This window comes from Streptomyces sp. NPDC002676 (assembly GCF_053592455.1).
This window is the reverse complement of the sequence record NZ_JBSFVT010000014.1, coordinates 95,229-108,227: the sequence shown is the minus strand read 5'-3', so window position 1 is coordinate 108,227 and position 12,999 is coordinate 95,229. Positions and strand designations below refer to the sequence as shown.

The window sequence follows — 12,999 nt, the reverse complement described above, 5'->3', positions numbered from 1 at the left end:
AGTCCTCGAGGCACCCTCAAGTCACGCAGAGTAGCGATCTGTTACAGAAAGACACCGAGTCCTTCCGGGTGGTGCGCACCGGAGTTACCCTGCCAGTACCGCTGGGGGTGACATCTGTGCACATAACACCCAAAACACCCGAAGTGCGTGTTCCGCGGCTGGTCGGACTCATGGCCGTGGACGCACGCGAAACGGCAAGGGCGCGGGGCCTGTTCCTGAGCGCGCCGGACCGGCCGGACTTCCAACGCGCCGTCGTCGACCATGTCGTACGCCAGTATCCGCAGCCCGGCGCCGAGGTGCCGCGGGAGTCGATGGTGTACGTGTGGTTCGACTTCGGTGAGGGCGAGGGCGGCGGAGGCGTGCGCGAGCCGCGCATCCCACGGCCGCCCTCGGGTGGACTGCAACGGGAACTGGACGAGCCCGGCGACCCGTACGCCGTGGCGGGGTTCAGCTCTCCTTGAAGCCCCGGTGCAGCGCGACCACACCCCCGGTGAGGTTGCGCCAGGCCACCTTCGACCAGCCCGCCTTCTGCAGCCGTTCGGCGAGGGCGGGCTGGTCGGGCCAGGCACGGATGGACTCGGCGAGGTAGACGTACGCGTCCGGGTTCGAGGACACCGCGCGCGCGACCGGCGGCAGCGCCCGCATCAGGTACTCGGTGTAGACGGTCCGGAAGGGCGCCCAGGTCGGGTGCGAGAACTCGCAGATCACCACGCGCCCGCCGGGCCGGGTCACCCGGTACATCTCGCGCAGGGCCGCGTCCGTGTCCTGCACGTTGCGCAGGCCGAAGGAGATCGTGACGGCGTCGAAGGTGTCGTCCTTGAACGGCAGCCGGGTCGCGTCGCCCGCCGTGAACGGCAGCCAGGTGTTCTTCCTCTTGCCGACGCGGAGCATCCCGAGGGAGAAGTCGCAGGGGACGACGTAGGCGCCGGCCTGCGCGAACGGCAGCGAGGACGTGGCCGTACCGGCCGCGAGGTCGAGGACCTTCTGCGCGGGGCGCGCGTCGACCGCCTTCGCCACCTCCTTGCGCCAGATCCGGTCCTGGCCGAGCGAGAGCACGTCGTTGGTCAGGTCGTACCGTTCCGCCACGTCGTCGAACATCGAGGCGACTTCGTGCGGCTGCTTGTTCAGGGAAGCGCGGGTCACCCGCTCATTGTTGCAGCCCGGGTTCAGGGGACCGCGCGCGGCTCAGCGGCCCCGGTACACCAACCGCCCGCCGATCACGGTCGCCACACAGGTCCCGGCGCCGCGGCGGACCAGTTCGGCGCGGTCCGCGACGTCGAACACGGCGAAGCGGGCCGGCCCGCCCGGGACGAGCCGCGGCAGCAGGACCAGCGGGGCCGGGGACAGCGCCGCCGGACCCGGGAGGCGGTCGGGCCGCTGCCCCACCGCGAGTCCGGCCCTGCGCACCGCGTCGACCACGGCCCGCGACCGCAGCTCCCCGGCCACCGCCACCGTGCCGTGCGCCAGCATCCGCTGCACCCCGCGTCGCGCGCTCGCGCCGAGGCGTGCGGGATCGGCGCGGAAGATCTCCCGCGCCCGCTCCCCGCCGATGGGCTCGGTGCCCAGGACGTCGGCCTCACGGGGGTCGGGGTGGTACGTGGCCTCCAACAGCTCCGGACCGTACGGGTTCAGCAGCCCCGGGGTGAGGATGCCGGGCCAGCGCCGCACCTTGGCCCGGGGCTCGGCGGCGGCCAGTTCCTCGTACGGGCCGACGGCGGCGACGAACGCCCCGTCGACCAGAACCGCCGTCTCGGGAGACCGCTCGGCGACGTGAAGTGTCAGCACAGTGCGCCTAGTTGGAGGCGAGCAGCTTCAGCTCGGGGTGGGCCGTGCCGCCCTCGATGGCCGTGGAGGAGATGTGGGAGACCACGCGGTCGTCGGCGGGGTCGTTCGCCGGGTCGTCGTGCACGACGAGGTGCTCGTACGTCGTGGCACGCTGCGCCGGGACGCGGCCCGCCTTGCGGATGAGGTCGATGATCTCCAGGCGGTTGGAGCGGTGCTTGGCGCCCGCCGAGGAGACCACGTTCTCCTCCAGCATGATCGAGCCGAGGTCGTCCGCGCCGTAGTGCAGGGACAGCTGGCCGACCTCCTTGCCGGTGGTGAGCCAGGAGCCCTGGATGTGCCGGACGTTGTCCAGGAACAGGCGGGCGATCGCGATCATCCGCAGGTACTCGAAGATCGTGGCCTGCGTACGGCCCTTCAGGTGGTTGTTCTCGGGCTGGTAGGTGTACGGGATGAACGCCCGGAAGCCACCGGTGCGGTCCTGCACGTCACGGATCATCCGCAGGTGCTCGATGCGCTCGGCGTTGGTCTCGCCCGTGCCCATGAGCATGGTGGAGGTGGACTCCACGCCCAGCTTGTGCGCGATCTCCATGATCTCCAGCCAGCGTTCGCCGCTCTCCTTCAGCGGGGCGATGGCCTTGCGCGGGCGGGCGGGCAGCAGTTCGGCACCGGCGCCGGCGAAGGAGTCGAGGCCCGCCTCGTGGATGCGGGTGATGGCCTCCTCGACCGACACCCCGCTGATCCGGGCCATGTGCTCGACCTCGGAGGCGCCCAGCGAGTGGATCACCAGCTGCGGGAAGGCCTCCTTGATGGCCTTGAAGTGCTTCTCGTAGTACTCGACGCCGTAGTCCGGGTGGTGGCCGCCCTGGAACATGATCTGGGTACCGCCCAGTTCGACGGTCTCCGCGCAGCGGCGCAGGATGTCGTCGAGGTCGCGGGTCCAGCCCTTCGCCTTGTCCTTCGGCGGCGCGTAGAAGGCACAGAACTTGCATGCCGTGACACACACGTTCGTGTAGTTGATGTTGCGCTCGATGATGTACGTCGCGATGTGCTCGGTGCCGGCGTACAGGCGGCGGCGCACGGCGTCGGCGGCGGCGCCCAGCGCGTGCAGCGGGGCGTCGCGGTAGAGGACGAGCGCCTCCTCCGGGGTGATGCGTCCGCCCGCCGCGGCTCGGTCGAGTACGGCAGTGACATCAACGGAAGCGAGGTCGGCCTTCTCAGACACCGGGCGTCCCTTTCGTCAAGGGTTATGGACGGACCGAGCCAGCCTACGCCAGCCATACCGGCCGTCCACGGTCAGGCCGAGGACGCGCCGAGCAGCAGCCCCGCGAAGGCCCCGGCCAGCAGGAACGGCCCGAACGGGATGGCCGTCCTGCGCCCAGCCCGCCGGGCGAGCACGAGGGCGGCGCCGTAGAGCGCGCCCAGCAGGAAGCCGAGGAAGGCGCCGAGCAGTACGGTCGGCCAGCCGTACCAGCCGAGCGCGGCGCCCGTGCCGAGCGCCAGTTTCACATCGCCGAAGCCCATGCCGGCCGGGTTGAGGCGGTACAGCACGTAGTAGCCGCCGCCGAGCGCGAGGGCGCCGTACAGCGCGGTGAACCAGTGCCCGGCGTGCGCGGGCAGCAGCGCGGCCGGGCCGAGCAGGGCGAGGACGGCTGCCGCGAGCGGCAGGGTCAGCGGGTCCGGCAGCCGCTGCACCCGGAAGTCCACGGCGGCCAGCAGGACGCCCACGGGCGCGAGCAGCAGCCAGACCGCCAACTCCGGCCGGACACCGGTGGCGGCGGCGAGCGCGGCACAGGCGAGGGCGGTGACGAGGACGAGGGAGGCGGACCCGGAGGGAGTGGGCATGGGGCAGTCGGCGCAACGTGCGGCGCCCAGCCAGCCCCGGAACGGGTGGCCGTTCGGGCACCGCTCCCGCCACGGCTCGTCCGCCGGTACGGCGAAGCGGTACGCGGCGCGGGGCAGCAGCGCGCCCGCCGCGGCGCCCCACAGCGCGGCGACGAGGACGAGGAGCCACGACCCCGGCTCCACTAACCGACCTTCGACATCCGGGAAACCGGGTTGCCTTCGGCCGAACTGTCCGAGGTGTAGCGCAGATCGTCGCCGACGGGGGTCAACTCGACCTGGTGGGGCGTGGGGTTGCAGCCGGGGTGATTGGCTTTGGCGCCCGCCGCGGTGGCCAGGACCTGGGTCTTCGTGACCTTCTTGAGGGTGAGGACGTCGGTGCAGACGGCGCCCAGCTGGTCGGTCTGCCGCATCGTGCCCAACTCCTCGCCCACGCCCGCCTGGTGGACCGTGACCCGGAAGGTGCCCATGGCCACGGCGCCGCCGAGGCCGGTGGCCTCGCCCTCCCAGGTGCCGAGGTAACGGGCCGGGATGGTGCCGGGCTTCTCGGGATCCCCGGCGCCGTCGCCGGCACCGTCGCCCGGATCCGTGGACGCGGAGGGGACTTCGCTGTCGGCCGCGGTCGGTGCCTTGGTGGCGGGGGAACTGCCGGCCTCGGTCGTGCCGCCACCGGACCACGGTTGCAGCACCCCGAGCCCCACGGAGACGGCGGCCACCGCCCCGGCGACCGCCAGCGCCACCGTGCAGCTGACCCGCCGCCCGCGCCCGCCGTCACCCGGCCCGGAGTTCGCGGACACGCTGACGGTCAGCCTGCCGGGCGGCACCGCGTCCTGCGTACCGGGTACGACCGTGGGCGCACCGAAGGCGGCACCCCCGGGCCCGGTGTCCGCCGCGCCACCGGCTGCCTTCACGGGAGCGGGCCCCATCACAGGAGCGGGCCCGAACACCCCCACACCGGAAGGGAAAGCGGAACCACTGCCACCGGTACTGGAAGCGGGCGGCGCCGGTGTCGACACCGGCGCACCGGCACCCGGCCCCCACGCGGGCGCCGGCGTCTGCCCGCCTGCCGCGGGTCCGTTGACGTCGTCCACCGAAGGGCCGGCGAACTCCACCGGCCCGGACGGTGCCGGCTCCGGCCCGGCGGTCGTCTCCAGGTTCAGAAGCTCTACGGCGCGACGGCTGACCTGTTCCACCAGGGTGCCCGGCAGCCAGCCGCCCGCGACCAGGCGGGCGGCGCCTACGGGGGCGAGCCGGCGGCTCACCTCCGCGGGGGCCGGCCGGGACGCGGGGTCCTTGGCCAGGCAGGCCTCGGCCACCTCCCGCAGGTCTCCGCCGAGCGAGCCGAGTTCCGGCTCCTCGTGGACGACCTTGTAGAGCAGCGCGGCCGAGCTGTCACCGGAGAAGGGCGGCTCGCCGGTGGCCGCGTAGGCGAGCACCGCGCCGAGAGAGAAGACGTCCGCCGCGCCCGTCGTGCCCTTGCCGAGGATCTGTTCGGGGGACATGTAGCCGGGCGAGCCGACCGACACACCGGTGGAGGTCAGGGACGCCGTGCCGTCCATGGCCCGGGCGATCCCGAAGTCGATGAGGAGGGGGCCGTCCAGGGTGAGCAGCACGTTGGACGGCTTGACGTCCCGGTGGACGAGGCCCAGTTCGTGCACCGCGGTGAGCGCTTCGGCGAGGCCCGCGCCCAGGGCCCGTGCCGAAGGGGCCGGCAGCGCGCCGCCGTCGGCGACCGCCGCGGCCAGGGACGGGCCCGCCGCGTACGCCGTGGCGACCCAGGGCACCGCGGCCTCCGGGTCCGCGTCCAGGACGGGCGCGGTCCAGGCACCGCCGACCCGGCTGGCCGCCTCCACCTCGCGCCGGAACCGGGCCCGGAACTCCTCGTCGAGCGCGAGGTGCGGGTGCACGATCTTCACGGCGACGGTACGGCCGCCCGCGCTGCGGCCCAGGTAGACCCGGCCCATGCCACCGGAGCCGAGCCGGCCGAGCAGCCGGTAGGGCCCGACGGCGGTCGGTTCGTCGGCTCCGAGCGGGTGCATGGCGTGCATCTCTCCCCCCGGTACGCCTGAACTACCGGCAGCGTAGTGACTGGGGCCGGAGCAGATCCACCCACCGCTGAAGCAGATCCATACCTACGGCTGAACCCAGGGCTGGAGCAGATCCACCTTCACGTCCGCCGGGAACCCGGTCGTCGGGCCGACCCGGCGCGCGAACTCCGCGACCGCCTCCAACTGCGGGGCGCCGAAGCTGAAGTCGAGGGTGGTGAAGTACTCCTCCAGGACGGCCTCGTCGAAGGTCTCCCAGCGGGACGCCTGTTCGGCGACCTTGCCGACCTCCTCCAGGGAGAGGTTGCGGGAGGCGAGGAAGGCCTCGTGGACCCGGCGGGTGATGAACGGCTCGCGCTCCAGGTAGTCCCGGCGGGCCGCCCACACCGCGAAGACGAACGGCAGGCCGGTCCACTCCTTCCACAACGCGCCCAGGTCGTGGACGGTCAGGCCGAAGCGCGGGCCGTCGATGAGGTTGGCGCGCAGGGCCGCGTCGCCGATGAGTACGGCGGCCTCCGCCTCCTGCATCATCAGGCTGAGGTCGGGCGGGCAGGCGTAGTAGTCGGGCTGGACGCCGTAGCGATCGGCCAGCAGGAGCTGGGCCAGCCGCACCGAGGTGCGCGAGGTCGAGCCGAGGGCGACGCGGGCGCCGTCCAGCCGGTCGAGGGGGACCTGCGACACGATCACGCAGGACATCACCGGGCCGTCGCAGCCGACGGCGATGTCCGGGAAGGCGACCAGATCGTCGGCGTTCTTGAGGAACTCGACGAGGGTGATGGGCCCGATGTCGAGGTCGCCGCGTACCAGCCCCTCGCTGAGCTTCTCCGGGGTGTCCTTCGTGAGTTCGAAGTCGAGGAGCGTGCCGGTTCTCGCGAGCCCCCAGTACAGGGGCAGGCAGTTCAGGAACTGGATGTGGCCCACGCGCGGCCGGGTGCGAGAATTGTCCACATCGCGAGACTAGACCCCGTGGGGTACGGTGCTGGGACCGACCCCACCGTCAAGCGGCCCACCCTGACGTTCAAACATCCGGGTGAAGTGATCTTGACCTCTATTGCTTTCGGCTGCCTGCATGCTAGGCTCGCCGCAAGTTGCAGTTTGGTTTCCCTTGCAGTACAGAGCCTGCGGAGCATGTAACCGCGGGCTCTCGTCGTTTTCAGACAGATGCGTTGTGCAGCACCGTTTCGCACTTGCAGGTTCTGGAGCAGGGCAACCCTTTTGAGCCCAAGGAGGGCTTATGGCTACCGGAACCGTTAAGTGGTTCAACGCCGAAAAGGGCTTTGGCTTCATCGCCCAGGAGGGCGGCGGCCCCGACGTCTTCGTTCACTACTCCGCGATCAACGCCTCCGGCTTCCGCTCCCTCGAGGAGAACCAGCAGGTGAGCTTTGACGTGACGCAGGGCCCGAAGGGTCCGCAGGCGGAGAACGTCACCCCCGTCTGATCTCTGCCTGATCGCAGAACCTGAGAGCAGTACCCAAGGAGCCCCACGCCGTACGGCGACGGGGCTCCTGCCTTTTTCTGTTCAATTCGCGTTCACATATGCTGCATGATCAGAACGAACTTCGTTCCGGTGGTGAGCGCCTCGTACGTATGCGGAACGTCCCCCCGGTACGACATGTAGTCCCCGGGCCCCAGCTCCACGCCTTCCCCGCGCGGCCCGGCCTTCACTTTCCCCTCCGTGACCACGATGTGCTCGGTGGTCCCCGGAATGTGCGGCTCGGAATCCCGGACGGTCCCCGGCTCCAGCCACACGTAGTAAATGTCCCGGCGCGCGCCCGGCGGGCACGCGGACAGCAGCGAGGCCAGATAGCTGGACTGATCGGAGTGGACCGCGGGGCCCGCGCCGGCCCGGATCACCTGTACGGCGGGCACGGGCGGCTCCACCAGCGCACTGAACGGCACCCCGAGCGCCACCGCGAGCGCCCAGATCGTCTCCATGCTCGGGTTCCCGCTCGCCGCCTCCAGCTGGGAGAGCGTGGACTTCGCGATTCCGGCGCGCTTGGCCAGCTCGGACAGGGACAGGCCGACGCGGGCGCGCTCGCGTTTGAGGGAGGCGGCGATCCACTCCATCGGGAGTCGCGCGGGGGCCCCGGGTGCATCGGCCATGTCGTTCGCTCCATCGGTACGATCGTTCGCCTTGACGGACAGGTGTTCTGCTGTTCATTGTAGGAAACATGCGTTCGCTTCTCCGAACACTCCGAACATCCGGCGACCGTTCCCTCGTCCGGGACAGTTCACTCGTCTGGCTGGCCAGCGGCATCGTCGGCGTCTCCTTCGGCGCCGTCTCCGTGGCCGGCGGGCTGCCGGTATGGGTGCCGGTGCTGATGTCGCTCGTGGTGTACGCCGGGTCGGCCCAGTTCAGCGCGGTCGGCATCCTGATCGCCGGGGGCGGCCCGCTGGCCGCGGCGGCCACCGGGCTCCTCCTGAACACCCGTACGGCGGCCTTCAGCCTGGCCGTCGCCGAGATCATCGGCACGAGCCGGGTGAGCCGCTTCCTGGGCGCCCACCTCGTCACCGACGAGACGGTCGCCTTCGCCCTCGCCCAGCCGGACCCGGTACGGCAGCGGAGGGCGTTCTGGATCTCCGGGCTCGGCCTGTTCGCTGTATGGAACACCGGCGTGCTGGCGGGCGCCCTGGCCGGGAGCGCCCTCGGCGACACCGCCCGCTACGGCCTCGACGCCGCCTTCCCCGCGGTTCTGGTGGCCCTGGTCCTGCCGTCGCTGCGCGCGGACGCGACGGTACGGCGATGCGCCCTGCTCGGCGCCGCGATCGCCCTCGCGGTGACGCCTGCGGTGCCTGCCGGGGTGCCGGTGCTGCTCGCCCTGGCCGGACTGTTCCTGCACCGCCGACCGTCGCCCGTGGAGGCCCCCGCATGAATGCCACCGTCGTCGTGATCCTGGCCCTGGCCGTCGGCACGTACGCCTTCCGGCTGGTGGGGCCCGTGCTGCACGGGCGGGTGGAGATACCGCCCCGGGTGCAGGAGCTGGCCATGACCGGGGCTGTCGTCCTGCTCGTCGCCCTGCTGGCCACGGGTGCCCTGACCGAGGGCGGCGGCTTCGCGGGCTGGGCCCGCCCCGCCGGGGTCCTGACCGGCGCCGCCCTGGCCTGGCGCCGGGCCCCCTTCGCCGTGGTGGTCCTGGCCGCCGCGGCGACGACGGCGCTGCTGCGACTTGCCGGGGTGAGCTAGGCCGCGTCCCGCCAGACCGTCAGGTCCCCCTGGAGGAAGGCGATGTCCGGCATCGCGGTCGACTTCGTCTGGATCACGAACAGCCCTATGTCTCCCGAGGCGTCCTTGATGCAGATCTCGGTGCCGTTCGCCGCCGCGGCCAGCGGGAGGGTGTGTCTCTTCTCGTGCGCGAGCATGAGACGGCACATGTCGAGGGTGGTGCCGTGCCCGCCGAAGATCTGGACGAACACACTGGTGTCGCTCTCCAGTTCGCAGCTGACCGTCTTGCAATCGAAACGGATGTCCCGCTTCCGGTTCTTCGAACGGGCGTCCGGGTCCTTGAGGCTCAGCGGGTTCTTCGCGTCCAGCATCACCGGGGCGTACGGCTCGGGCTGCGGCTCCCGGGGCGTGGCCGAGGAGGACTGCGAAGCTCCGGACGCGGACCCCGGCGCGGAAGCCGGCGAGGAGGCCGACGACCGTGCGGCCGGGCCCGTGGCAGACGTCTTGGAGCCGGCCGTGTCCCGCTCGCCGCGCCGGTCCTTCGCATCCATGAGCGACCACGCCAGGGCCGTCACCAGCAGCGCGCCACCCGCCACACCCGCGGCCGTGATGAGTGCGGCGCGCCGCCTGCGGGCCTTCCGCTGCTCCGGGGTCGGCTGCGGCCACCCGGCCGTCGTCCGCGCGTACCCGATCAGCGGCTGCGGGTACGCCGGGGTGGGGTCGGACACGGGCGCCGGGACCGCGACCTCCGGCCCGGTGATCTCCCGCCACACGGCGGGCCCCCCGCCCGCGCCGACGTCCGCGCCCAGCCGCTGCCGGCACCACTCCACGACCTCCGCCGGAGTGGCCCGCTCCGCCGGATCGGCGGCCAGGCACCGGGCGAACAGCGGACGCAGCGGCTCGGGCAGCAGGGTCAGATCCGGTTCCGAGTGGACGATCCGGTACAGCACGTTGAGCGCCTGGCCGTCGCCGTACAGCGGCCTGCCCAGCGCCGCGAACGCCGCGGTCTGGCCGAGGGCGAAGACATCGGTCGCCGCCGTGACCTCACCTCCGGACGCCTGCTCCGGAGCCATGAAGGAGGGTGTGCCGATCGTGCCCCCCGTCGCCGTGTACGAGGTCCCGTCCGCGGCCAGCGCGATGCCGAAGTCGATCACCCGCGGCCCGTCGGCGGCCAACAGCACGTTCGACGGCTTCAGGTCCCGGTGCACGATGCCCTCGGCATGGATGGCCTGCAACGCCTCGGCCACGCCTGCCATCAGCCACAGCACCGCCGCCGCCGGCAGCGGCCCGCGCCGGGCCACGGCCTCCGTCAGGGACGAACCGGGCACGTACAGCGTGGCCAGCCACGGCGGTACGCCGTCCGCGTCCGCATCGATCAGCTCGGCGGTGTACGCGCCGCGGACCCGCCGGGCAGCCTCGATCTCCCTGCCGAACCGCCGCCGGAAGCCCGGGTCGTCCGCCAGCTCCGGCCGCACCACCTTGATCGCCACGGGACGGCCACCCTGCGTGTGCGAGAGGTAGACCCGGCCCATGCCACCCGCCCCCAGCCGGGCGGCGAGCCGGTACCCGGCCACCACGGGTGGATCGTCCGCCTGGAGTGGCTCGAAAACCTCCGTCGCATGGTTCATCGGCCCGCGCCCCCCGTTCAACTGCTTTGGCAACGCCAGCAGCCTAAACGGGGTTGTCAGTACGGCCCGCTAGGGTCCCTCCCCATGACCGACGCCGAGGACTTCCTGGCCGCCACGCGCACCTTCTACGACACCGTGGCCGAGGACTACGCCGGCCACTTCGGCGACCATCTCGTCGACAAGCCGCTGGAGCGGGCGCTGCTCCGTGCGTACGCCGAACTGGTCGGGCCCGGGGGGACCGTGGCCGACCTCGGCTGCGGCCCCGGCGTGGCCACCGGCCACCTCGCCTCGCTGGGCCTGTCCGTCTTCGGGCTCGATCTGTCCGAGTCCATGGTCGCGATCGCCCGCCGCAACCACCCTGAACTGCGTTTCGAGCAGGGCTCCATGCTGGACCTCCCCATGGCCTCCGGCTCGCTGGCGGGTGTCGTCTCCTGGTACTCCAGCATCCACACGCCCCTGGACGAACTCCCCGCGCTGTTCGGCGAGTTCCATCGCGTACTCGCCCCGGGCGGGCAACTCCTGCTCGCCTTCCAGGTGGGCGACGTGCCGCGTCGCCTCGACCAGCCGTGGGGGCACGCGGTCACCTTGGACTTCCACCGGCGCCGCCCACAGGACATGGCCGAGCTGCTGGCCGACGCCGGTTTCGCGCTGCGGTCCAGCACCGTGCGCGAACCGGGCGACGAAGGCTTGGCGGAGTCGATCCCGCAGGCGTTCCTGTTCGCCCAGAAGGAAGGCTGACCAGGAGGACGGTCGGGGTCTCGTCCTCGGCGCGTAGCGCGAGCAACCACGGCAACTCCGCCACCGTCCGCTACTCGAACAGCACTCAAGTGCGGCCCGCTACGGTCCCTTCCCATGACCGACACCGAGGACTTCCTGAACGCAACGCGCACCTTCTACGACACCGTCGCCGAGGACTACGCCAAGCACTTCCAGGGCGTGATCGGCCGCACACCGCTGGAGCGGGCCCTGTTCGGCGCGTACGCCGAGGAGGTCGGCCCGGGCGGGGTCGTGGCCGACCTCGGCTGCGGCGACGGCCAGGTCACCGCGCACCTCGTCTCCCTCGGACTGTCCGCCTTCGGGATCGACCTGTCCGAGTCCATGCTCGCGATCGCCCGCCGCGAACACCCCGAACTCCGCTACGAGCAGGGCTCGATGCTCGACCTCGACCTGGCCGACAGCTCGCTGGCGGGTGCCGTCTCCTGGTACTCGAGCATCCACGTTCCGGATGGCGAACTCCCCGCGCTCTTCGCCGAGTTCCACCGCGTGCTGGCCCCGGGCGGGCAACTCCTGCTCGGCTTCCAGGTGGGTGACGCGCCGCTTCACCCCGACCGGCCATGGGGGCACGCGGTCACCGTGGCCTTCCACCGGCGCCGACCCGAGCAGATCGCCGAGCTGCTGGCCGACGCCGGTTTCGTGCTGCGGTCCAGCACCGTGCGCGAACCGGACAAGGGGCTGGGTGAGTCGGTCCCGCAGGCGTTCCTGTTCGCCCGTAAGGAAGGCTGACCACGAGGACGGGGAGAGGGTGAGGTGAAGGACCGGGACGTCGGCTGGACCGTGTGGGCGGACCTGTCGCTCACCCCACCCCGACGCGGGACCGGCATTCGACGACCGTGTCCGCGAACGCCCGCGCCGGAGGGCTGAGGGCGTCCCAGCGGCGCACGGCCCAGCCGACCGGCAACGGGCGCAACCCCGGCAGCGGGACGAGCCGCAGCTCCCCCTCCCCCGGCACCGGCAGCCCGGGTACGGCCGGTACCACCGCCCGCCCCACCCCCAGCTCGGCCAGCAGCAACGCGGTATCCCAGTCGGCGACGCTCGTGTCGTAGCCGAACCTCACGCCCAGCTCGGCGCAGGCCGCGTCGAGGTGGGCGGCGGAGGTGGAGTTCGGCGGGAGCCGGATGAGCCGGACGTCGGCCAGCTCAGCAGCATCAAGAGCGGACCGCCCGGCCAGAGGGTCGTCGGCGCGTACGGCGAGCAGCCACGGCAACTCCGCCACCGTCCGCTGCTCGATCCCCCGGACCGGCGGGCCGACGGTGATCCAGGCCAGGTCGAGGGTGCCGTCGGAGAGCGCGTCGAAGCTGCCGCGGCCCGAACTGACCGTCCGGAATTCGAGGTTGACCCGGGGGTGGCGGCGGCGGAACGTGACCACGGCGTCCGACATGAAGTGCCGGACGGTCGTAGCGCCGGTGGCCACACGGACGTAGCCGCTGTGCCCGTCGACAAGGTCCCGCAACTGCCGTACCGCCAGGTCGAGTCCGGAGATCCCCTCGGTCGCGGCGGCTTCGAGTATGCGGCCGGCCTGCGTGGGGACCACCCCGCGCGGCTGGCGTTCCAGCAGAGCCACCCCGGTCTCCCGTTCCAGCCGTTTGACGTGCTGGCTGACGGCCGACTGGGTGCAGCCCAGCTCCCGCGCGACGGAACTGAGGCTGCCCGCACGGCACACGGCCACGAACACACGAAGGTCGTCCAGCGTCACAACACCCAAGCTAACACTTGGATTTGGCGAGGAAACCCAAGGATTGACTGGCTTCGGAGGCCGTAC

The 12,999-nt window shown here is 71.9% G+C and carries 15 protein-coding genes; 6 read left to right on the top strand and 9 right to left on the bottom strand.

Annotation, left to right across the window (positions count from 1 at the left end; translation table 11 throughout):
* The first annotated feature begins 143 nt into the window (after positions 1 to 143).
* Positions 144 to 461 carry a PASTA domain-containing protein gene (locus ACWD3E_RS30685; protein WP_451390824.1) on the top strand — a complete coding sequence of 106 codons (318 nt, stop codon included), beginning with the start codon at positions 144 to 146 and terminating at the stop codon, positions 459 to 461.
* Here ACWD3E_RS30685 and ACWD3E_RS30680 read toward each other — a convergent pair.
* From ACWD3E_RS30680 to ACWD3E_RS30655, 6 genes are all read right to left on the bottom strand, one after another.
* Positions 448 to 1,143 (bottom strand): demethylmenaquinone methyltransferase, encoded by a 696-nt coding sequence (locus ACWD3E_RS30680; RefSeq protein ID WP_451352888.1) that lies wholly within the window; start codon positions 1,141 to 1,143, stop codon positions 448 to 450. The two genes, ACWD3E_RS30685 and ACWD3E_RS30680, sit on opposite strands and share 14 nt — an antisense overlap.
* Before the next feature lie 42 nt (positions 1,144 to 1,185).
* Entirely contained in the window at positions 1,186 to 1,785 is a 600-nt protein-coding gene (locus tag ACWD3E_RS30675; protein ID WP_451390823.1) for a hypothetical protein, read from the bottom strand.
* 7 nt (positions 1,786 to 1,792) lie between these two features.
* Positions 1,793 to 3,007: a cyclic dehypoxanthinyl futalosine synthase gene (mqnC, locus tag ACWD3E_RS30670; protein WP_451390822.1), complete on the bottom strand. Its 1,215-nt coding sequence runs from the start codon at positions 3,005 to 3,007 to the stop codon at positions 1,793 to 1,795.
* A gap of 71 nt (positions 3,008 to 3,078) precedes the next feature.
* Complete coding sequence (locus tag ACWD3E_RS30665; protein WP_451390821.1) at positions 3,079 to 3,810, bottom strand: prepilin peptidase; 732 nt, start codon at positions 3,808 to 3,810, stop codon at positions 3,079 to 3,081.
* Positions 3,810 to 5,663, bottom strand: a complete 1,854-nt coding sequence (locus ACWD3E_RS30660; protein WP_451390820.1) for a protein kinase domain-containing protein — start codon at positions 5,661 to 5,663, stop codon at positions 3,810 to 3,812. The genes ACWD3E_RS30665 and ACWD3E_RS30660 overlap by 1 nt, the downstream gene beginning before the upstream one ends.
* Positions 5,664 to 5,756: 93 nt before the next feature.
* Complete coding sequence (locus ACWD3E_RS30655; protein ID WP_451390819.1) at positions 5,757 to 6,617, bottom strand: menaquinone biosynthetic enzyme MqnA/MqnD family protein; 861 nt, start codon at positions 6,615 to 6,617, stop codon at positions 5,757 to 5,759.
* Between the two features lie 286 nt (positions 6,618 to 6,903).
* Between ACWD3E_RS30655 and ACWD3E_RS30650 the strand changes: the two genes are divergently transcribed.
* Positions 6,904 to 7,107: a cold-shock protein gene (locus tag ACWD3E_RS30650; protein WP_003992177.1), complete on the top strand. Its 204-nt coding sequence runs from the start codon at positions 6,904 to 6,906 to the stop codon at positions 7,105 to 7,107.
* Positions 7,108 to 7,199: 92 nt separating this feature from the next.
* On the opposite strand, the gene ACWD3E_RS30645 is transcribed toward ACWD3E_RS30650, so the two are convergent.
* A complete protein-coding gene (locus tag ACWD3E_RS30645) occupies positions 7,200 to 7,772 on the bottom strand; it encodes a helix-turn-helix domain-containing protein (RefSeq protein ID WP_451390818.1) in 573 nt (190 codons plus the stop codon).
* A 68-nt stretch (positions 7,773 to 7,840) separates the two neighbouring features.
* Here ACWD3E_RS30645 and ACWD3E_RS30640 point away from each other — a divergent pair, with 68 nt between their 5' ends.
* Positions 7,841 to 8,542, top strand: a complete 702-nt coding sequence (locus ACWD3E_RS30640) for an AzlC family ABC transporter permease (RefSeq protein ID WP_451390817.1) — start codon at positions 7,841 to 7,843, stop codon at positions 8,540 to 8,542.
* Positions 8,539 to 8,853 carry an AzlD domain-containing protein gene (locus tag ACWD3E_RS30635; protein ID WP_451390816.1) on the top strand — a complete coding sequence of 105 codons (315 nt, stop codon included), beginning with the start codon at positions 8,539 to 8,541 and terminating at the stop codon, positions 8,851 to 8,853. Before ACWD3E_RS30640 ends, ACWD3E_RS30635 begins: the two co-directional genes overlap by 4 nt.
* Here ACWD3E_RS30635 and ACWD3E_RS30630 read toward each other — a convergent pair.
* On the bottom strand, positions 8,850 to 10,460 hold the full coding sequence (locus ACWD3E_RS30630) for a serine/threonine-protein kinase (RefSeq protein WP_451390815.1): 1,611 nt from the start codon (positions 10,458 to 10,460) through the stop codon (positions 8,850 to 8,852). The two genes, ACWD3E_RS30635 and ACWD3E_RS30630, sit on opposite strands and share 4 nt — an antisense overlap.
* 84 nt (positions 10,461 to 10,544) lie before the next feature.
* On the opposite strand from ACWD3E_RS30630, the gene ACWD3E_RS30625 reads away from it, so the two are divergent.
* Entirely contained in the window at positions 10,545 to 11,198 is a 654-nt protein-coding gene (locus ACWD3E_RS30625) for a class I SAM-dependent methyltransferase (protein WP_451390814.1), read from the top strand.
* 114 nt (positions 11,199 to 11,312) lie between these two features.
* Positions 11,313 to 11,963: a class I SAM-dependent methyltransferase gene (locus ACWD3E_RS30620; protein ID WP_451390813.1), complete on the top strand. Its 651-nt coding sequence runs from the start codon at positions 11,313 to 11,315 to the stop codon at positions 11,961 to 11,963.
* A gap of 70 nt (positions 11,964 to 12,033) precedes the next feature.
* On the opposite strand, the gene ACWD3E_RS30615 is transcribed toward ACWD3E_RS30620, so the two are convergent.
* Complete coding sequence (locus ACWD3E_RS30615; RefSeq protein WP_451390812.1) at positions 12,034 to 12,933, bottom strand: LysR family transcriptional regulator; 900 nt, start codon at positions 12,931 to 12,933, stop codon at positions 12,034 to 12,036.
* Positions 12,934 to 12,999: the final 66 nt, after the last annotated feature.